Here is a 20,182-nt window from a genome sequence, read left to right on the forward strand (position 1 = left end):
GCCAATTCATCGTATGAATTACAAGATCTCGACTGAACCGTCCGCTCGTCTGCGCATCGACAAGTGGTTGTGGGCGGCCCGTTTCTTCAAGACCCGCTCGCTTGCCTCGGATGCGATCGGCAAGGGGCGCGTGCGGATCGGCGGCGATCCGGTGAAGGCGTCGAGGGACGTGCGCGTGGGCGACCTCGTTGAAATCGAGATCGATCACGTGGTCTGGGAGGTCGAGGTGCTAGGCCTGTGCGACGTGCGCGGCCCGGCCAGCATCGCGCAGACACTTTATGCCGAGACGGAAACCGGGCGCGCGCGGCGCGCCGCGGAGCAGGAGCGGCGGCGGCTGTTTCGCGAACCCGCGTCGGCGCTGCAGGGCAGGCCGACTAAACGCGACCGCCGCACTATCGACAAACTTGGGCGTGAGGGTTGAATAACGCTTCCATCGTGGCGTGAACGCCACCGTATTCCGTCGTGTTTTCGTTGACGGCACCCGACATGCAGATCGTGGTGGTTCCGGCGATGAGTACCAACGCGACCACCGCTGTTGCAAAGGTCAGTTTCACGGTACTCCCCCGGGAGATTGCACTGCGAAACGGCTAGCTTGCGGCCAGTTCGGTTTGATGCTTGTGTCAGGGTATACGCGCTGAGAGCAGCATCTATTCCCGAGTTTAGGTCAGCGACGCGGCGCACTCAATTTCATTCTTGCGGCGCTGCGGTAATGGTTGTAACGCACGATTTCCTCCGTCTGTCAGCGCTGGAAAAAACGCGCGGAAAGCCCTTGAAATCGGCGATCTGGCACCCATGTGAGGTGTCGATGCGCAAAGCGGATGTCGCGCGTGAACAACACAGCGCGAACCGCCGGGCAGGTTTCCCGGCGCTTTGCTCCCTTTTTTTCTATCCAACCACGTTTAGCGACATGGAAAACACGCAAGAGAACCCGACGAGCCAGAACCCCCAGCCCGCGGACGATCCGTCGCAAGCCGGCGCAAGCGCACAACCTGCAACGGCAGGCGAGTCGGCTGAAGCCGCCGAAGCAGCGGCGCTGGGCGGCGTGGAGGCCGCGCTCGCCGAAGCGCAGGCGAAGATCGCCGAGCTGCATGACGCATTCGTCCGTGCGAAGGCGGAAACCGAAAATGTGCGCCGCCGTGCGCAGGAAGACGTCCAGAAGGCTCACAAGTTCGCCATCGAGAACTTCGCCGAGCACCTGCTGCCGGTCATGGACAGCCTCGAAGCCGCCATCGCCCACGAGTCGGACGATCTGGCGAAGGTGCGCGAGGGCGTCGAGCTGACGTTCAAGCAACTCACCGGCGCGCTGGAGAAGGGGCGCGTCGTCGCCATCAACCCGGTCGGCGAGAAATTCGATCCGCATCGCCATCAGGCCATTTCGATGGTGCCGTCCGAGCAGGAAGCGAACACCGTCGTCAACGTGCTGCAGAAGGGTTACGTGATCGCCGACCGCGTGCTGCGCCCGGCGCTCGTCACCGTTTCCCAGCCGAAGTAAGCGCAATGAAAGCCGCCGCGGGTGGATGCGGTATCCGCGCGGCGGGTGATTGAAAAAAATTAATGACCAGATAGTGTCCAGGGTCTTGAAAACGCCGCAGTGGCACTTATTTGGACAGCAGTTCCGGATTGAAGCGGACGCCAGCGCGGCAAGGCATTAGCCAGAGCGCGAGCGGCGGTCCGCACAGCGACCAAACATTGGAGAATTGATAAACATGGGCAAAATCATCGGTATTGACCTCGGCACCACGAACTCGTGTGTCGCGATCATGGAAGGCAATCAGGTCAAGGTGATCGAGAACCAGGAAGGCGCACGCACGACGCCGTCCATCATCGCCTACATGGACGACAACGAAGTGCTGGTCGGCGCGCCGGCCAAGCGCCAGTCGGTCACGAACCCGAAGAACACGCTTTACGCAGTCAAGCGCCTGATCGGCCGCCGCTTCGACGAGAAGGAAGTGCAGAAGGACATCGGCCTGATGCCCTACAAGATCGTCAAGCACGACAACGGCGACGCGTGGGTCGAAGCGCACGGCTCGAAGCTCGCGCCGTCGCAGGTTTCGGCCGAAGTCCTGCGCAAGATGAAGAAGACCGCTGAAGACTACCTCGGCGAGCCGGTCACCGAAGCCGTGATCACGGTTCCCGCGTACTTCAACGACAGCCAGCGTCAGGCCACGAAGGACGCCGGCCGCATCGCGGGCCTGGAAGTCAAGCGCATCATCAACGAGCCGACGGCAGCCGCGCTCGCGTTCGGTCTCGACAAGGCCGAAAAGGGCGACCGCAAGATCGCCGTGTTCGACCTGGGCGGCGGCACGTTCGACATCTCGATCATCGAAATCGCCGACGTTGACGGCGAAATGCAGTTCGAAGTGCTCTCGACGAACGGCGACACGTTCCTCGGCGGTGAAGACTTCGACCAGCGCATCATCGATTACATCATCGGGGAGTTCAAGAAGGAGCAGGGCGTCGACCTCTCGAAGGACGTGCTCGCGCTGCAACGCCTGAAGGAAGCCGCTGAAAAGGCCAAGATCGAACTGTCGGCGGGCCAGCAGACCGAAATCAACCTGCCGTACATCACGGCCGATGCCTCGGGTCCGAAGCACTTGAACCTGAAGATCACGCGCGCCAAGCTCGAAGCACTGGTTGAAGACCTGATCGAGCGCACGATGGAGCCGTGCCGTGTCGCGATCAAGGATGCAGGCGTGAAGGTCAGCGACATCAACGACGTGATTCTCGTCGGCGGCCAGACGCGTATGCCGAAGGTCCTGGAGAAGGTGAAGGAGTTCTTCGGCAAGGACCCGCGCCGTGACGTGAACCCGGACGAAGCCGTCGCAGTCGGCGCCGCGATTCAGGGCCAGGTGCTCTCGGGCGACCGTAAGGACGTGCTGCTGCTCGACGTGACCCCGCTCTCGCTCGGTATCGAGACGCTCGGCGGCGTGATGACGAAGATGATCAACAAGAACACGACGATCCCGACGAAGCACGCGCAGGTGTACTCGACGGCGGACGACAACCAGGGCGCCGTGACGATCAAGGTGTTCCAGGGCGAACGCGAAATGGCAGCCGGCAACAAGCTGCTCGGCGAGTTCAACCTCGAAGGCATTCCGCCCGCACCACGTGGCGTGCCGCAGATCGAAGTGAGCTTCGACATCGACGCGAACGGCATCCTGCACGTCGGCGCGAAGGACAAGGCGACCGGCAAGGAAAACCGCATCACGATCAAGGCGAACTCGGGTCTCTCGGACGCCGAGATCGAGAAGATGGTGAAGGACGCCGAAGCGAACGCGGAAGAAGATCACCGCCTGCGTGAGCTGGCCGACGCGCGCAACCAGGGCGACGCGCTGGTTCACAGCACGAAGAAGGCCGTGGCCGAGTACGGCGACAAGATCGACGCCAGCGAGAAGGAGAAGATCGAAGCCGCGCTGAAGGATCTCGAAGAGACGCTGAAGAGCTCGTCGGCTGACAAGGCGACGATCGATGCGAAGGTCGAGGCGCTGTCGACGGCGTCGCAGAAGCTTGGCGAGAAGATGTACGCCGACATACAGGCGCAGCAGGCAGGCGCCGCCGGTGCCGCAGGGGCAGCCGGCGGTGCGCAGGAAAGCGCGCAGCAGGCCGACGACGTGGTCGACGCCGACTTCAAGGAAGTCAAGAAGGACTAAGGCCAGGTACTCGCCGGACAGTCTGGTCGCGGTGGCAAGCGGGGCTTCGAAGGAGGCCTCGCCGGCTGCAGCGACGTGGGACACTGCGGCGGGAACCGGCCGCATCGGTTACGATGCGTGCAGTTTGCTTAACGCCTGGCGAGCCTTCACGGCTCTCCGGGCACATTTGTTTTTTGGAGGCCGCTCGCGACAGGGGGGCCGGATGCGCCGCAGCAAGGCGCGACGGCGTTCGACGAGGGCGGCATACGGGTCGCGAGATCCAGCATTCATGAGGAGCCGGCACGCGCACGCGCGCGCATGACCGGCGTTGAACCGATATGGCGAAACGGGATTACTACGAGGTTCTGGGCGTCGCGAAGAACGCTAGCGATGACGAAATCAAGAAGGCGTATCGCAAGCTGGCGATGAAGTACCACCCTGACCGCAATCCGGACAACAAGGACGCGGAAGAGCATTTCAAGGAGGTGAAGGAAGCCTATGAAATGCTGTCGGACTCGCAAAAGCGTGCGGCCTACGACCAGTACGGGCACGCGGGCGTCGATCCGAACATGGGCGGCGCGGGTGCACAGGGCTTCGGCGGTTTCGCGGATGCGTTCGGCGACATCTTCGGCGACATCTTCGGCCAGGCCGCTGGCGGCCGCGCCGGTGCACGCAGCGGTCCGCAGGTGTATCGCGGCGCGGACCTGCGCTACAGCATGGAGATCACGCTCGAGCAGGCCGCGCACGGCTACGAAACGCAGATCCGCGTTCCGGGCTGGAGCGGTTGTGAGGTCTGTCACGGCTCGGGCGCGAAGCCCGGCACCAAGCCGGAAAGCTGCCCGACCTGTCACGGCTCGGGTTCGGTGCGCATGTCGCAGGGTTTCTTCAGCATTCAGCAGACCTGCCCGAAGTGCCACGGCACCGGTTCGTATATTCCCGATCCCTGCACGAACTGCCACGGCGCGGGCAAGGTGAAGGAAACCAAGACGCTCGAAGTGAAGATTCCGGCGGGCATCGACGACGGCATGCGCATCCGCTCGGCCGGCAATGGCGAGCCGGGCATCAACGGCGGGCCGGCTGGCGATCTCTACGTCGAGATCCACATCAAGTCGCATTCGGTGTTCGAGCGCGACGGCGACGACCTGCATTGCCAGATGCCGATTCCGTTCACGACGGCGGCACTTGGCGGCGAGATCGAAGTGCCGACGCTCGCGGGCCGCGCAAGCTTCACGGTGCCCGAGGGTACGCAGTCGGGAAAGACGTTCCGTCTGCGTGGCAAGGGCATCAAGGGTCTGCGTTCGAGCATCGCCGGTGATCTGTACGTGCATGTTCAGGTCGAAACGCCGGTCAAGCTCACCGAGCAGCAACGCGACCTGCTCCAGCAGTTCGAGAAGTCGCTCGTGGAAGGCGGCGCGCGGCACAGCCCGCAGAGCAAGAGCTGGTTCGATCGCGTGAAGAGCTTCTTCGACTGAGCGGGTTCTATACCGGCGGCACATTGCAGTGCCGCCGGCATTGCAGCAGGTAGTGTCTATGGCAGCGAATGACGGCGGCGCAGTGTTCGCGCTGCTCGATGATGGCAATTCGACTGCGGCGCAGCGCACGAGTCGTCTCTACACAGGATTCGTGCGCGAGCGTGTCTGCAGCCGGCCGCAGGATCTCGAGGCGGTGTGCCGCGATGTCGATGACGATCTGCGTGCGGGGCTGCATTCCGTCTTGCTCGGCGATTACGCCTTCGGGCGTGATCTGCAGTTCGCGAGGCACGATGCCCGGGAGTCCAACGAAACGCAGTGCGGCGACGCCGCGCTGCGTTTTTTATTGTTCGAACGGTGTGAGCGATTGTCGCGCGAGGAAGCCGATGCCTGGCTCGCCGCGCGCGAAGGCGCCGACGCGCCCGCGCCGGCCGGTGTTGCGGGCATCGTGCCCGACGTCGATCGTACGCAGTTCGAAGCGGATATCGAGGCCGTGCATGCGGCGCTGCGCGCGGGCGAGTCGTATCAGATCAATTACACCTATCGGCTGCAATTCGAGTCGTTCGGGGCACCCGTTGCGCTTTACCGGCGACTGCGTGAGCGCCAGCGCGTGCCGTATGGCGCGCTGATCGCGCTGCCGGGCGACCGCTGGGTGCTCTCGTGCTCGCCTGAACTGTTCGTCGAAAAACATGGCGACACGTTGCGCGCAAAACCGATGAAAGGCACCGTCGCGCGCGCGGCCGATCCGGAGGCCGATCGTGCCGCTGCACGATTCCTCGCGAGCGATCCCAAGAACCGCGCCGAAAACGTGATGATCGTCGATCTGCTGCGCAACGATCTCTCGCGCGTGGCGCAAACGGGCTCGGTGCACGTCCCCGCGCTCTTCAGCGTGGAAGCGTATGCGTCGGTGTGGCAGATGACGTCGACGGTCGAGGCGCGCTTGCGAGCGCGCACGTCGTTCGCCGATGTCATGCGCGCGCTCTTTCCCTGCGGGTCGATCACAGGGGCGCCGAAGCACCGCACGATGGAGTTGATCGACGCGATCGAGCATGGTCCGCGCGGTCTGTACACGGGGACGATAGGCTGGCTCGACGCGCCCACTGACGACGCATGCGGCGACTTCTGCCTCTCGGTCGTGATCCGCACGCTGACGCTCGATGCACCCGTGGCGCCGGGCAGTGTGCGGCGAGGCGAAATGGGCGTGGGCGCGGGCATCGTGCTCGACAGCGTCGCCGCCGACGAATACGAGGAGACCCGTTTGAAAGCACGATTCCTGACTGGGGCCGATCCCGGCATCGAGTTGTTCGAAACGATGTACGCGACGCGTGCCGACGGTGTGCGTCACATCGAGCGGCATCTCGCGCGGCTCGCGGCGGGTGCCGCGTGGCTCGGCTTCGCATGCGACGTCGATGCACTGCGTGCGCGTCTTGCGACGACCTGCGCCGGGCTGCCCGATGGCGTGCCGCATCGCGTGCGTGTCGCGCTCGGCAAGGACGGTGCGGTGCAACTGAGCTTCGCGGCACTCGCGCCGTTGGCGGCGGAACCGGTCGGCGTGATGCTCGCGTCCGATCACGGTTTTGCGCCGGTGGCCTCGGCCGACGCGCTGCTGCTGCGCAAGACGACCCGCCGTGCCGATTTCGACCGTGCGTGGCGCGAGGCCGAAGCACAGGGCGCCTTCGACATGCTGTTCTTCAACGAGCGCGGTGAGCTGACCGAAGGCGGGCGGGCGAACGTATTCGTCAAGCTGGGCGGGAAGTGGTGGACGCCGCCGCTTTCGTCGGGCGTGCTTCCGGGTGTGATGCGAGCCGTGCTGCTCGAAGACGTGACGCTGAATGCGCATGAGCGCGTGCTCACGCGGGAGGATGTGCTGAATGCACAGGCGCTCATGGTCTCCAACGCGCTGCGTGGAGCGGTGGCTGCGCGGCTGGTCTGACGGTTTGAGGAGGGCGTTGTGCCGGTCGGCAGCGCCACAGAGAAAATAGAAAAGGGCGCGGCGCATTCAACGCCGCGCCCTTTTTCACGGGCTTTTACTGAAACGCGTGCTCAGGCCCAGGGAACGAACCGTCCTTCACGGCCTTCACATAAGCGGCGACGGCCGACTCGATATTCGGCTGCCCCTGCATGAAATCCTTCACGAAGCGCGGACGCTTGCCGGGAAAAATGCCGAGCATGTCGTGCAGCACGAGCACTTGACCCGAGCAGTCCACACCGGCACCGATCCCGATCGTCGGGACGCGCAGTTGCTTGGTGACCATCGCGCCGAGCGACGACGGCACCGCCTCGATCAGCACCATCTGGGCGCCTGCGTCCTGCAGCGACTGCGCGTCGCGCAGCATCTGCGCCGCGCCGCTCTCGGTCTTGCCCTGCACCTTGAAGCCGCCGAACGCATGCACTGACTGGGGCGTGAGGCCGATATGCGCGCACACGGGCACCGCGCGCTCGATCAGCATCTTCACCGTGGGCGCGAGCCATTCGCCGCCCTCGATCTTCACCATCTGCGCGCCCGCGCGCATCAGCTTCACCGAACTCGCGAACGCCTCTTCGGGCGTGCCGAACGTGCCGAACGGCAGATCGGCCATGATCAGCGCCGACGGCTGCGCGCGCGCGACGCACGCGGTGTGGTACGCGACGTCGTCGAGCGAGACAGGCAGCGTCGTCGTGTGGCCCTGGAGCACATTGCCGAGCGAATCGCCGATCAGCAGCACGTCGACGCCCGCGCGGTCGCACAGCGACGAGAAGCTCGCGTCGTAACAGGTCAGCATCGCGATGCGTTCGCCGGCGTCGCGCATGGCCTGGAGTTTGGGCACGGTGACGGCGCTGCGGCTCGTTTCCTGCAGGTAAGTCATGGGGGGCAGTCCGTTGTAAAGCAACTCAAAAGTGAAAGGGCACCGCCGCTTACGATGATGCGAGCGACGTGCCCATGACGAAGGTCTCCTTGCGGCCGCGCATCGCTCCGATCCGGTCGGCGATCAGCGCAAGGTCCGCGTCGGAGTCGAGCGGGTTCAGGTGTTCGGCGCCGACGGTCAGCACCGGCGCATGGTCGTAATGATAGAAAAATTCGTTGTAGCTGTCGCAGAGGGCACGCAGGAAGGCGTCGGTGATCGGCAGCTCGGCAGGATTCGCGCGCTTCTGGATGCGTGCGTAGAGCGCCTCGGGGCTCGCCTGCAGGTACACGACGAGGTCCGGCGCCGGCGCACGCGTGACGATCCGCGCGGCGAGCGCCTCGTACAACGGCAGTTCTTCGTCGGTCAGCGTCAGGCGCGCGAACAGGTCATTGCGCTCGGCGAGGAAGTTCGTCACGAGCGGCGTACCCGCCGCGCGCAGCGCCGCGACTTCCTGCGAGAGGTGCTCGCGCTGGAGTGCGAAATGGAGCTGCGCGGCGAGGCCGTGACGCGACGTGTCGCGGTAGTAGCGGGCGAGAAATGGATTGGACGCGTTCGAATCGAAGAGCGTTCGCATCCCCCAGCGGTCGGCGAGGCGCGTGGCGAGCGTCGTCTTGCCCGCGCCGATCGGCCCTTCGATCGCGATGTGGCGTAACGGTGGACGCGTCGTGCGCGTGGCGGTAGTAAGCGGTGTGTTCATCGGCACGGACCGTCCGGCGTCGGCGCTTCCGACGCTCCATCGATGGCAGGCGCAGCGCCAAAGCATTGGCACGGTGGCTTCACTTTCTCGATGCGCTGGTCCGCGACGGCAGGCAAGAGCGCGTTTGCCGGACCATGGCCGGGAATCACGAGGCCGGGCTCGATCTCGACGGCCGGTACGAGCACGAAGGCGCGCATCGTCATGCGTGGATGCGGCACGATCAGGTCGGGCGTGTCGATCACGGCGTCGCCGAACAGCAGGATGTCGATGTCGAGCGTTCGCGGCGCGTTGCGAAAGGGACGCTCCCGGCCGAAGTGATGCTCGACGCGCTGGCAGAGCGCGAGCAGATCCCGCACGCCGAGCGGGGTGTCGAGCTTCACGACGCAGTTGAAATAGTCGTCGCCGCCCGCGTCGATGGGCGCGGTGCGGTAGACACTCGACTTGGCGAGCACGGTCAGGGTGTGCTGCTGTGCGAGGCACACCACCGCGTCTTTGAGGGTCTGGCGCGCATCCCCCAGATTCGCGCCGATTCCCAGCCAGGCAACTGTCATGGCTTCACTTCCTGCGACTGTCGTTTCCGGTTCGCCAGTTGCCCGCGGACTGCTTCGTCCACGGCAACTGACGCGTCAGTCCTCGTACGGACCGTCGTGGCCTGCGCGCTCCGATGCGTCCGTGTCTGCACCGGTTGCGCCGCCGTCGGCACCCACGGCACCTTCGGCTGATTTGCGGTTTTTCGCGCCTCCGCGGCGGCGGCGCTTGCGCGCCGGACGTTCTTTGCCGCCCTGGGCGAGAAGCGTTTCGCGCGCGGCGGGGTCGCCGTCGATGAAATCCGTCCACCATTCGCCGACCGTTGCATCGAGTTCACCCGACTCGCAACGCAACAGGAGGAAATCATACCCTGCTCTGAAACGCGGGTGTTCCAGCAGCTTGAGCGCGCCGCGGCCGCGTTTTTCGAGGCGCTGCTGCAGGCCCCAGATCTCGCGCATGTCCGACGAATAGCGGCGATGGATCGCGAGTTTCTCCGTCTGCGCGTCGAGCACGTCGTCCATCGCGTGATTGAGCGCGGGCACCGGATATTCGCCGGCCGCTGCGAATTGCTGGCAGCGTTGCTGGACGTCGTGCCAGAGCAGTGTCGCGAACAGGAAGCCCGGCGAGACCGGCTTGCCCGCGCGCACGCGCGCGTCGGTGCTCGAGAGCGCGAGCGAGATGAAGCGCTCGCCCTGCGGTTGCTCGAGGATCACGTCGAGCAGCGGCAAGAGGCCATGATGCAGGCCTTCCTTGCGCAGCCATTTCACGCACTCGAGCGCGTGGCCCGACAACAGCAGCTTGAGCATCTCGTCGAAGAGACGCGCGGCCGGGACGTTGTTGATGAGGTCGGCGAGTTCCTTGATCGGCTCACGCGTGCGGTCCTCGATCTCGAAGCCGAGCTTCGCCGCGAAACGCACCACGCGCATCATGCGCACCGGATCTTCGCGAAAGCGCGTCGCCGGGTCGCCGATCATGCGCAGCAGGTGCGCGCGCATGTCGGCCATGCCGTTGTGATAGTCGAGCACCGTCTGCGTCGACGGATCGTAGTACATCGCGTTGATCGTGAAGTCGCGGCGCGTGGCGTCTTCGTGCTGCTCGCCCCACACGTTGTCGCGCAGCACGCGGCCGCTCGCGTCCACCGCGTGCGTGCGGCGGTCGAGTTCCTCGCGGCGCAGACGCTTCGCAGGCGCGGCTTCGGCCGACGGCGCCGGCGGATCGACGAGCGCACGGAACGTCGAGACTTCGATGATTTCCTGCCCGAACTGCACATGCACGATCTGGAAGCGCCGGCCGATGATGCGTGCGCGCCGGAAGAGCTTCTGCACCTGGTCGGGCGTGGCGTCGGTGGCGACGTCGAAGTCCTTGGGCGCCACGCCGAGCAGCAGGTCGCGTACCGCGCCGCCAACGATGAACGCACGGAAGCCCGCTTGCTGGAGACCGTCGGTTACGCGGACCGCGTTCTTCGAGATCAGTGCAGGATCGATGCCGTGGATGTCGCGCGAGAGGATGACCGGCTCGGCGTTTTTCGCAGATCCGTTCGTAGACCCTTTAGCGCCGGCGCGGGACCTCGGCCCCTTGAGCGTCTTTTCGCCCGACGTAGCGGCCGGCTTGCGGCGCGTGCGGTGCGAGGTGTCGTCGTGTGCCGGCGCGGATGACGCATCGGCGGAGGCGGCTTCTGCGGCCGCTTCGGAAGTGCTGTCCTGACCGAACAGCTTGCGGATGAGTTTCTTGATCACGATGCCTGGAACAAATCGAGGATGCGCCAGCCTGCCGATTGCGCGTGTGTGCGTAGCGTGGCGTCGGGGTTGGTCGCGATCGGGTCGGTGACCTTTTCCAGCAGCGGGATGTCGTTGTGCGAATCGCTGTAGAAGTAGCTGTGCTCGAAGTCCGACAACTTCTTGCCGAGCGATGCGAGCCACGCTTCGGTGCGCACGATCTTGCCTTCGCGGTAGCTTGGTGTGCCGGTCGGGCGGCCGGTATAGGGCGAATCGGGATGGCCGTCCACGGTTTCGGCTTCGCAGGCGATCAGCTTGTCGACGCCGAACACTTCGGCGATCGGACTGGTGATGAATTCGTTCGTCGCCGTCACCATGCAGCAGAGGTCGCCCGCGTCCTTGTGCTTGCGCACGAGCTCCATGGCCGCCGGCACGATCGCCGGTTTGATGACTTCGTGCATGTACTGGTCATGCCATGCCTTCAGCTGCGAGCGCGAATACTTCGCAAGCGGCGTGAGCATGGCGACGAGGTACGCGTGGATGTCCAGCACGCCGGCCTTGTAGTCGGCGTAGAAGCGGTCGTTCTGCTTCGCGAAGCCTTCGGCATCGACGATGCCGAGCTTCACCATGAAACGTCCCCATTCGTGGTCGCTGTCGGTAGGGATCAGCGTGTGATCGAGGTCGAAGAGTGCGAGATTAGCCATGGGCGCTCATTTTACTTGAAGCGGGTAAAGCCGTTGCCGGCGTCGGCGTTTGGGGCGGTTTGGCCCTGTGGGCTGTCGATTTCGGGTTCGCCCGGGGTGCTGTCCGGGGCTGCGGGTGTTTCGGGCGCAGCAGAGGGCCCGGGGGCTGCGTCAGCGTTGTCGCCGGCTTCGTCCCCCAGTTCGCCATTCATTTCGCCGCTCACGTCAGCTTCGACTTCGCCAGTCAGCGCGCCGCCCAGCTCACGGTCGACGACTTCGCTGAAGCCGGCGCCGAGTTCGCCGTCGACGTTGTCGGTGGGTGTCGCGAACGGCGCGGGCTGTGCAGCGCGCGCGCTTTCGCTTGGCTCCGCGAGGCTCGCCCGGAATCCGGAACCGGTGGGTTGTGCGTGCTGTCCGGTTGTGTCGGCGTCTTGCGTCGCGACCGGGCCGTCGCGTCCCGCAGATGCGTCCGATGCCGGGGCGGCGAGAAGCAGGTCGAGCTCGCCTTCGATTCCGGTCGTCGATGCCGTATCGTCGGCGACCCCGGCACCCGTTGCCGCCTCGTCCCCGCTAACGTCCGCGGGCAAGCCCGCCGCGAGCATCGTGCGCAACAGCGGCAGCGTCACCGCGCGCTTCTGTTCGAGCGAAAAGCGGTCGAGCGCGTCGAGCAGCGCCATGAGGCTCGGCATGTCGCGCCGGAAGTGCGTGAGCAGATAGGCAGGCACGTCGTCGGCGAGCGCGATGCCGCGCTCGCGCGCCGCCTGCTTGAGCACGGCGGCCTTGCCGTCGTCGGCGAGCGGTGCGAGATGGAACACGAGCCCCCAGCCGAGTCGCGTGCGCAGGTCCTCGCGCACCGCGAGGCCCATCGGGGCGGCGTCGCCGGTCGCGACGAGCGCGCAGGTCGGATGCGCCCGCACCTCGTTGAACAGGTTGAAAAGCGCGATCTGCTGCGCGCCCGAGAGCGCGTCGCAGTCGTCCACGGCGTAGATCGCCACGCGCGGATCGAAGCCGAACGCCGCGAGCGCGCTCTGCGGCCCGAGATAGCGCGCGTGGCCCGGCGCCGCCGCGTGGACGAGCGCATGCAGCAGATGGCTGCGCCCGTTGCCGGGCTCGCCCCAGATGTAGAACGTGCGGTCGGCGACGGGGCCGGCCGCGAGCGCGGCGTCGAGCCCCGAGAGGCGCGCAACCAGCTCGGCGTTGGCGCCGGTGTGGAAGTTGTCGAAGGTCGATGGCGGCGGGGTGCCGAGATCGAGCGTTAGCTGTCGCTGCACGGTGTTTCAGCCGGAAATCAGTTCTTGTAGAGCGCGCTGTCGAGGTAACTGCGCCGCAGTTCGCGCAGTGCGATCGAGAGGATCGCGCTGGCGGGCAGCGCGAGCAGCACGCCGAAGAACCCAAACAGTTGCCCGAACGCGAGCAACGCGAAGATCACCGCGAGCGGGTGCAGCCCGATGCGCTCGCCGACGAGGCGCGGCGTCAGGAAGAACCCTTCGAGGACCTGGCCGATGCCATACACCACCGCGACCGCGCCGAAGCCATACCAGTTGCCGAACTGCAGGAGCGCGGCGATGAGCGCGAGCACGAGGCCCGTCGCGTAGCCGAGATAGGGGATCAGCACCGCGAGGCCCGTAAATATGCCGACCGGCAGCGCGACCTCGAAGCCCGCGATCGAAAGCGCAGTCGCGTACCAGGCGGCGAGGATCGCCATCACGAGCAACTGGCCGCGCAGGTATTGCGCGAGCATGCGGTCCATCTCGCCCGCGAGTTCCATCGTGCGCGCGAACCAGCGGCGCGGGATGATGTTCTGCACGCGCGCGACCATCGCGTTCCAGTCATAGAGCAGATAGAACAGCACGAGCGGCACCAGCACGACGTTGCTGACGACCGAAATCATCACGTTGCTGCTCGTGCGCACCGAAGCCCACGCGTAGAGCGCGATCGACTGCGCGCTGCCTTCGAGCTTGCTTGTCGCCATGTCGCGCAGGCTCTGGAAGTCGAGCATGTTCTCCATGTTGAGGAGGGCAAGTTTGGGCGTCAGCCACTCGTGCAGATGGGTGAGCATCACCGGCACCTGCTGCTTGAGTTGCGGCCCTTCTTTCTGGATCACGGCGAGCAGCAGCACGACCAGCATCGTCACGACGAGGGCGAACAGCACGATCATGACGAGCGCGGCGAGGCCGCGTGGCACGCGGCGGCGCACGAGCCACGCGACGCCGGGCTGCAGGATATAGGCGATGATCGCGCCGAGCAGAAAGGGCGTGAGGACCGGACCCAGCAGCCAGAGCACGATGCCGAAGGCGAGCGCGAGCGCCGCCCAGATGGCGGCCTGGCGCTGGTAAGGCGTGAAAATCGGTGTATTCGGCGACAAAACTTGGTTTTCCGCGTGGTTTTCCGGTCGTTGGGCGGGCCAATAAGGCCGGTTTTGGGCAATTCGGGCCGCTTAAGGCCGCGCGGGACGCCGCGGTGGGAGCATTTTGCAGCCCAGCGGCGGCGGCGGGGTGCCGTCAATCGGTTAAAATCGCATTTTACCGACCTTCTGGCACTTCCCCATGAATCAACCGAAATCCGACCAGGCCGCCGGCGCCCAGGGCCTCTCGTACCGCGACGCCGGCGTGGACATCGACGCGGGCGACGCGCTCGTCGAGCGCATCAAGCCCTTCGCCAAGAAGACGATGCGCGAAGGCGTGATGGGCGGCATCGGCGGATTCGGCGCGCTCTTCGAGGTGTCGAAGAAGTACAAGGAACCCGTGCTCGTGTCGGGCACCGATGGCGTCGGCACCAAGCTGCGCCTCGCCTTTGATCTGAACAAACACGACACGGTCGGCCAGGATCTCGTCGCGATGAGCGTGAACGACATCCTCGTGCAGGGCGCCGAGCCGCTGTTCTTCCTCGACTACTTCGCGTGCGGCAAGCTCAACGTCGACACGGCAGCGACGGTCGTGAAGGGCATCGCGCAAGGTTGCGAACTGGCGGGCTGCGCGCTGATCGGCGGCGAAACGGCCGAAATGCCGGGCATGTACCCCGACGGTGAATACGACCTCGCCGGTTTCGCGGTCGGCGCCGTTGAAAAGAGCAAGATCATCGACGGCAGCACGATCGCCCCGGGCGACGTGGTGCTGGGTCTCGCTTCCAGCGGCATCCACTCGAACGGTTTCTCGCTCGTGCGCAAGATCATCGAGCGCGTGAATCCGGATCTGAACGCCGATTTCCACGGCCGCTCGCTCGCCGACGCGCTGATGGCGCCCACGCGCATCTACGTGAAGCCGCTGCTCGCGCTGATGGAAAAGATGACCGTGAAGGGCATGGCGCACATCACGGGCGGCGGGCTGGTCGAGAACATTCCGCGCGTGCTGCGCGACGGTCTCACTGCAGAACTCGATCACAACACCTGGGGGCTGCCGCCGCTCTTCTCGTGGCTCCAGAAGCACGGCGGTGTCGCCGATGCGGAGATGCATCGCGTGTTCAACTGCGGCATCGGCATGGCCGTGATCGTTTCGGCTGATCAGGCGGATGAGGCCGTTCGACTGCTCACCGCCGCGGGCGAGCAGGCGTGGAAGATCGGCGTCGTGCGCGCAAGCAAGGAAGGTGAAGCGCAGACGGTGGTGATCTAAGTCACCAGCCTTCGGGCTCAATCGATTAATTCGCGCCGGTCAGGCAAACCCATCAGGGTTTGTCTGCCGGCGCGAAGTCATTTGTGGTCCGCTTGATGCGTGCGTTACGCGCCTTATAGCACCGTGCGCACGTGCCAAAGCTCCGGGAACAGCACGACGTCGAGCATCTTGCGCAGATAAGGCGCCCCGGTGGTACCGCCGGTGCCCTGCTTGAAGCCGATGATCCGCTCGACGGTGGTGACGTGTCGGAAGCGCCACTGCCGGAAGGCGTCTTCGAGATCGACGAGTTCCTCGGCCATTTCGTACAAATCCCAGTACTGCGAAGGATTGCGATAGACCTCGAGCCAGGCGTCTTCGACGGTTTGATCGTGTTCGGTCGGCAGCGTCCAGTCACGCGCAAGCCGTTCCGGTGCAATCGCGAAGCCGCGCCGCGCGAGCAGGCGGATCACTTCGTCATAGAACGACGGCGCTTCCAGTGACGCCTTCACCTGCTCGAGAATCTCGGCGCGGTGTTCGTGCGGCTTGAGCATCTGCACGTTCTTGTTGCCGAGCAGGAATTCGATCTGCCGGTACTGGTACGACTGAAAGCCCGAAGAGCTGCCGAGGTAAGGGCGCATTGCCGTGTACTCGGATGGCGTGAGCGTCGACAACACATTCCACGCCTGCACGAGCTGTTCCATGATGCGCGAGACGCGCGCGAGCTGCTTGAACGCCGGTTGCAGTTCGTCGCGATGCACGTTCGCGAGCGCCGCGCGCAGCTCGTACAGCGCGAGCTTCATCCACAACTCGCTCGTCTGATGCTGGACGATGAACAGCATCTCGTTGTGATCGGGCGAGAGCGGGTGCTGCGCATTGAGCACCGTGTCGAGCCCGAGATAGTCGCCGTAGCTCATCGACTTCGAGAAGTCGAGTTGAGCGTTGTGCCAGCCATCGTCGCGTGTTGCGTCCGGTGCTGCGGGTGCGCTCGAAAAGGGGCATCCACTTGCTGGTGCGGTCGGCGCGGTCGCGGTTTCTCCCGTGTTCGGCATGCCGGGAATCTGCATGTGGTCGGTCATGTCTGGGTCTCCCATCCGGTGTAATCAGGTCACCGCGCCACGCGCGGCGAATTCCGGCTTGCGCCAGCTTTCGGTTGTGAGTATGTCGCGCAGCGTTTCCACGGTGTCCCACACGTCCACGAAGCGCACGTAAAGCGGCGTGAAGCCGAAGCGCAACACGTGCGGCTCGCGATAATCGCCGATCACGCCACGCGCAATCAGCGCCTGCATCACCTCGTAGCCATGCGGGTGCTCGAAGCTCACATGCGAGCCGCGCCACGCGTGCTCGCGCGGCGTGACGAGCGTGAGATTCAGACCGGCGCAGCGCGTCTCGACGAGTTCGATGAAGAGATCGGTGAGCGCGAGCGATTTGCGGCGCACGGCCTGCATGTCGGTTTTCAGGAATACGTCGAGTCCGCATTCGACGAGCGCCATCGAAATGATCGGCTGCGTACCGCAAAGGAAACGCCCGATGCCGTCGTCGGGGCGGTAGTCCGGGCTCATGTCGAACGGTTTTTTGTGACCCCACCAGCCGGAGAGCGGCTGCGAGAACGCGTTCTGGTGGCGCTTCGGCACCCAGACGAATGCGGGCGAGCCCGGGCCGCCGTTGAGGTACTTGTACGTGCAGCCGACGGCGTAGTCGGCGTTGGCACCGTTCAGATCGACGCCCACCGCACCCGCCGAGTGCGCGAGGTCCCACAGCGCGAGTGCGCCGCGTGCGTGAGCGAGTTCGGTGAGCGCGCGCATGTCGTGCATGTAGCCCGTGCGGTAGTTCACGTGCGTGACCATCGTGACGGCGACGTCGTCGGTGATCGCGGCGGGCAGTTCGGCGGGGTCGTCCACGAGGCGCAATTCGTAGCCGCGGTCGAGCTGTTCGATGAGGCCCTGCGCGATGTAGAGATCGGTCGGGAAATTCGAGCGTTCGGAGACGATCACGCGACGCTTCGGATCGCGCGCGTTCTGCACGCGCAGCGCCGCCGAGAGCGCCTTGAAGAGATTCACCGAAATCGTGTCGGTGACGACGACTTCGTCTTCGGCCGCGCCGATCAACGCGCCGAGCTTGTTGCCGAGCCGGCGCGGCAGTGCGAACCAGCCGGCGGTGTTCCAGCTGCGGATTAAACCGTCGCCCCATTCGGCGCCGATCACGGCCTGCGCGCGCGCGGCGGCGGTTTTCGGCGGCACGCCGAGCGAGTTGCCGTCGAGGTAGATCGTGGCAGGCGCGAGCGCGAACTCGTCGCGCAACGCGGCAAGCGGGTCTGCGCGGTCTAGCGCTTCAGCTTCTTTGCGGTCGTTCATGGATATCTGCGGTTGGGCGGGTTTTGATCGGTTTGAAAAATCAGGTGCTTTTCAGTTTGTGCTTCACGCCTTGCGCGGCAGCGCGCGCAGCACGGCGCGCACCGGGCTTGCATCAAGTGTGGCGAACTTGAGCGGGAGGGCAATCAGTTCGTAGTCGCCGGGCGCGACACTGTCGAGCACGATGCCTTCGAGTATCGCCATGCGATGCGCGCGGATGCGGTGGTGTGCGTCCATCGTCTTCGATTCCTGCGGATCGAGCGAAGGTGTGTCGATGCCAATAAGGCGCACGCCGCGCGCGGCCAGGAGGTCGATCGTTTCGGGTGCGACCGCGCAGAACGCGCTGTCCCAGCGGTCGATCGGCGCTTGAGCGTAGGTGCGCAGCAGCACGCGCGGCGGCAGATCGTCGAGCGCGTGTTCGACGTCCTGGGGCCGCACGAGCGGCGCAGCACCGATGCAATGGATCACGCGGCACGCGCCGAGGTAGGCGTCGAGCGGCACCGCGCCGATCGGCGCGCCGTGCGCGTCGTAGTGCAGCGGGGCGTCGGTGTGCGCGCCAGTGTGCGGCGAGAGCGTCACGCGTGCGACGTTCACAGGCGAGCCGGCTTCCATTCGCCAGACGCGCTCCACGCCGACCGGCGTGTCACCGGGCCAGACGGGCGTGTCAGATTGGATAGGCGGGGAAATGTCCCAGATGTCGTTCATCACATTGATCTGCATTCTCTACTTGTGTTTCGAATGATAGACAAGCTAGAGTGAAATGTGATTGCGAAAAAATCGCCGCTAACTGCAACTGTTGGCACATAATTCAAGCCAAGCCGGGAATGGGGACCAAATATGAATGCAATCTCGCTCGACGCCACCGATTGCCGTATTCTCGCCGTGCTTCAGAACGAGGGGAGGATCAGCAACCTCGATCTCGCCGAACGTATTTCGTTGTCGCCATCGGCGTGTTTGCGCCGTCTGCGGCTACTGGAAGAGCAGGGCGTGGTGGAGCGTTATCGCGCGTGCCTGAACCGGGAGGTTCTCGGTTTCGAGATGGAGGCGTTCGTTCAGGTGTCGATGCGCAACGACCAGGAAAGCTGGCACGAGCGCTTCGTGAGCGCGCTGCGCGACTGGCCCGAGGTGGTGGGTGCGTACGTTGTGACGGGCGAGACGCACTATCTGCTGCGCGTGCTCGCGCACAATCTCAAGCACTATTCGGATTTCGTGCTCAACAAGCTGTATAAGGCGCCGGGCGTGATGGACATCCGTTCGAACATCGTCCTCACGACGCTCAAGGTCGAGGCGGGCGTGCCGGTCGACCTGATCCAGCAGAAGGAGCCGAAGAGCGCCGTCGTGTGAAGCCGGGGCGGCCTCAGAGCGGCTGGAGCTGATGGAAGTCGCCGCCGTGGAATACGAGCGGCGACGCCTTCGCGATGTCCTCGCGCACGCCGCACCGCTCGACCTCGCCGACGAAGATCACATGATCACCTTCGTCGTAGCGGCTACGGTTGTGGCATTCGAACCAGGCGAGCGCACCGTCGAGCACGGGCATGCCGCTGTCGCCAGCCGCGTGCGAGACACCTTCGAAGCGGTCGCCCTTCACGGTCGCGAAACGCTTGCAGAGGTCGAGCTGCGACGCGGCGAGCACATTCACCACATAATGGCTGTTCGACCGGAACACCGGCATCGATGCCGATCGCGTGGCGAGGCTCCAAAGCACGAGCGGCGGACTCAGCGACACCGAGTTGAACGAGCTGGCGGTGATGCCGATCAGCGAGCCATCGGGCGCTTTCGTTGTGATCACCGTCACCCCGGTCGCGAACTGGCCGAGCGCGCGGCGGAAGGCGGCGTCGTCGAAATTGGGCGGGTTGGCGTGGCGGGTCATCGGAGTGCGGGTCCGTTTGCGGGGCGCACACCGTGTGCGAAAAAAGTGAGAGTCGAGATCAACGTCATCTGGAAAAGCGGCAAAGTGTCGCAATTTTAACGGATGCGGCGGATAACCGCCTTCCGGTCCGGTGCGGACCGCGGAATCGCGGACGTCGGGTCACATTCTCAAGGAGTCGGCAGCATGAGTCAGACAATCGAAGTCGCCACGCTGGGCGGCGGGTGCTTCTGGTGCCTCGAAGCCGTGTATTTGCGCGTCGATGGCGTGAATTCGGTCGAATCGGGCTACGCGGGCGGCCAGGTCACCAACCCGAGCTATGAGCAGGTCTGCGACGGCAATACGGGACACGCCGAAGTCGTCAAAGTGGCTTTCGATACGGCGAAGATCAGCTATCGCGAGATCCTCGATATCTTCTTCGCGATCCACGATCCCACCCAGCTCAACCGGCAGGGTAACGATGTTGGCACGCAGTACCGGTCGGTGATCTTCACGCACTCCGAGGCGCAGCGCGAGGCTGCTCTGCAGGCGATCCGCGAACTGGCTGCTGAAGACGTCTACAGCGGGCAGATCGTCACGCAGGTGGTGCCGCTCGAAGGCAACTATTTCCCCGCTGAGGTGTATCACCAGAACTACTTCGCACAGCATCCGGAACAGGGATATTGCGCGTTCGTCGTCGCGCCGAAGGTCGCGAAGTTTCGCCAGAAGTTCGCGCACCGGCTCAAGGCGGAGTGAGTGGGCGGCGCCCACCCGCTTTCACGCGGGCGGGGCGTC

18 protein-coding genes and 1 pseudogene are annotated in these 20,182 nt (G+C 64.9%); 8 read left to right on the forward strand and 11 right to left on the reverse strand.

What is annotated here, in order from left to right:
- Nucleotides 1-13: 13 nt before the first annotated feature.
- The 5 genes from L0U80_RS02530 to pabB all read left to right on the forward strand — a co-directional run bounded on the left by L0U80_RS02530 (nt 14) and on the right by pabB (nt 7,031).
- Nucleotides 14-421: an RNA-binding S4 domain-containing protein gene (locus L0U80_RS02530; protein ID WP_233862311.1), complete on the forward strand. Its 408-nt coding sequence runs from the start codon at nt 14-16 to the stop codon at nt 419-421.
- Nucleotides 422-907: 486 nt separating this feature from the next.
- Nucleotides 908-1,492: a nucleotide exchange factor GrpE gene (grpE, locus tag L0U80_RS02535; protein ID WP_233862312.1), complete on the forward strand. Its 585-nt coding sequence runs from the start codon at nt 908-910 to the stop codon at nt 1,490-1,492.
- A gap of 214 nt (nt 1,493-1,706) precedes the next feature.
- Nucleotides 1,707-3,650, forward strand: coding sequence for a molecular chaperone DnaK (dnaK, locus tag L0U80_RS02540; protein ID WP_233862313.1), 1,944 nt, complete (start codon nt 1,707-1,709; stop codon nt 3,648-3,650).
- Between the two features lie 317 nt (nt 3,651-3,967).
- A complete protein-coding gene (gene dnaJ, locus L0U80_RS02545; protein WP_233862315.1) occupies nt 3,968-5,101 on the forward strand; it encodes a molecular chaperone DnaJ in 1,134 nt (377 codons plus the stop codon).
- 58 nt (nt 5,102-5,159) lie between these two features.
- Nucleotides 5,160-7,031, forward strand: coding sequence for an aminodeoxychorismate synthase component I (gene pabB / locus L0U80_RS02550; RefSeq protein WP_233862317.1), 1,872 nt, complete (start codon nt 5,160-5,162; stop codon nt 7,029-7,031).
- Between the two features lie 94 nt (nt 7,032-7,125).
- Here the strand turns inward: pabB and panB are convergent, their stop codons facing one another.
- The 7 genes and pseudogenes from panB to L0U80_RS02585 form a co-directional block, all read right to left on the reverse strand.
- The gene (gene panB / locus L0U80_RS02555) at nt 7,126-7,944 is read right to left on the reverse strand and encodes a 3-methyl-2-oxobutanoate hydroxymethyltransferase (protein WP_124152650.1); all 819 of its coding nucleotides are present in this window, start codon (nt 7,942-7,944) and stop codon (nt 7,126-7,128) included.
- A gap of 49 nt (nt 7,945-7,993) precedes the next feature.
- The gene (locus tag L0U80_RS02560; protein ID WP_233862319.1) at nt 7,994-8,680 is read right to left on the reverse strand and encodes a deoxynucleoside kinase; all 687 of its coding nucleotides are present in this window, start codon (nt 8,678-8,680) and stop codon (nt 7,994-7,996) included.
- A complete protein-coding gene (gene folK / locus L0U80_RS02565) occupies nt 8,677-9,231 on the reverse strand; it encodes a 2-amino-4-hydroxy-6-hydroxymethyldihydropteridine diphosphokinase (protein ID WP_233862320.1) in 555 nt (184 codons plus the stop codon). The genes L0U80_RS02560 and folK overlap by 4 nt, the downstream gene beginning before the upstream one ends.
- A gap of 75 nt (nt 9,232-9,306) precedes the next feature.
- Nucleotides 9,307-10,944, reverse strand: coding sequence for a polynucleotide adenylyltransferase PcnB (gene pcnB, locus L0U80_RS02570; protein ID WP_233862321.1), 1,638 nt, complete (start codon nt 10,942-10,944; stop codon nt 9,307-9,309).
- Nucleotides 10,941-11,627, reverse strand: coding sequence for a histidinol-phosphatase (locus L0U80_RS02575; protein ID WP_233862322.1), 687 nt, complete (start codon nt 11,625-11,627; stop codon nt 10,941-10,943). The genes pcnB and L0U80_RS02575 overlap by 4 nt, the downstream gene beginning before the upstream one ends.
- A 569-nt stretch (nt 11,628-12,196) precedes the next feature.
- A pseudogene (hda, locus tag L0U80_RS02580) lies at nt 12,197-12,877 on the reverse strand (DnaA regulatory inactivator Hda); the annotation flags it as partial.
- Between the two features lie 17 nt (nt 12,878-12,894).
- Nucleotides 12,895-13,971, reverse strand: a complete 1,077-nt coding sequence (locus tag L0U80_RS02585; RefSeq protein WP_233862323.1) for an AI-2E family transporter — start codon at nt 13,969-13,971, stop codon at nt 12,895-12,897.
- A gap of 181 nt (nt 13,972-14,152) precedes the next feature.
- Between L0U80_RS02585 and purM the strand changes: the two genes are divergently transcribed.
- Nucleotides 14,153-15,214 (forward strand): phosphoribosylformylglycinamidine cyclo-ligase, encoded by a 1,062-nt coding sequence (gene purM / locus L0U80_RS02590; protein WP_233862324.1) that lies wholly within the window; start codon nt 14,153-14,155, stop codon nt 15,212-15,214.
- 113 nt (nt 15,215-15,327) lie between these two features.
- Here the strand turns inward: purM and kynA are convergent, their stop codons facing one another.
- The 3 genes from kynA to kynB all read right to left on the reverse strand — a co-directional run bounded on the left by kynA (nt 15,328) and on the right by kynB (nt 18,246).
- The gene (gene kynA, locus L0U80_RS02595; RefSeq protein WP_233862325.1) at nt 15,328-16,269 is read right to left on the reverse strand and encodes a tryptophan 2,3-dioxygenase; all 942 of its coding nucleotides are present in this window, start codon (nt 16,267-16,269) and stop codon (nt 15,328-15,330) included.
- 24 nt (nt 16,270-16,293) lie between these two features.
- Complete coding sequence (gene kynU, locus L0U80_RS02600) at nt 16,294-17,544, reverse strand: kynureninase (protein WP_233862327.1); 1,251 nt, start codon at nt 17,542-17,544, stop codon at nt 16,294-16,296.
- 63 nt (nt 17,545-17,607) lie between these two features.
- Nucleotides 17,608-18,246: an arylformamidase gene (gene kynB / locus L0U80_RS02605; protein ID WP_233862329.1), complete on the reverse strand. Its 639-nt coding sequence runs from the start codon at nt 18,244-18,246 to the stop codon at nt 17,608-17,610.
- A 132-nt stretch (nt 18,247-18,378) separates the two neighbouring features.
- Between kynB and L0U80_RS02610 the strand changes: the two genes are divergently transcribed.
- Complete coding sequence (locus L0U80_RS02610; protein ID WP_233862331.1) at nt 18,379-18,885, forward strand: Lrp/AsnC family transcriptional regulator; 507 nt, start codon at nt 18,379-18,381, stop codon at nt 18,883-18,885.
- 13 nt (nt 18,886-18,898) lie between these two features.
- Here the strand turns inward: L0U80_RS02610 and L0U80_RS02615 are convergent, their stop codons facing one another.
- The gene (locus tag L0U80_RS02615) at nt 18,899-19,411 is read right to left on the reverse strand and encodes a flavin reductase family protein (protein WP_233862333.1); all 513 of its coding nucleotides are present in this window, start codon (nt 19,409-19,411) and stop codon (nt 18,899-18,901) included.
- Nucleotides 19,412-19,594: 183 nt separating this feature from the next.
- Here L0U80_RS02615 and msrA point away from each other — a divergent pair, with 183 nt between their 5' ends.
- Nucleotides 19,595-20,143, forward strand: a complete 549-nt coding sequence (msrA, locus tag L0U80_RS02620; RefSeq protein ID WP_233862334.1) for a peptide-methionine (S)-S-oxide reductase MsrA — start codon at nt 19,595-19,597, stop codon at nt 20,141-20,143.
- Nucleotides 20,144-20,182 lie beyond the last annotated feature (39 nt).

It is taken from the genome of Paraburkholderia adhaesiva (assembly GCF_021390575.1).
Lineage (GTDB): Bacteria > Pseudomonadota > Gammaproteobacteria > Burkholderiales > Burkholderiaceae > Paraburkholderia > Paraburkholderia adhaesiva.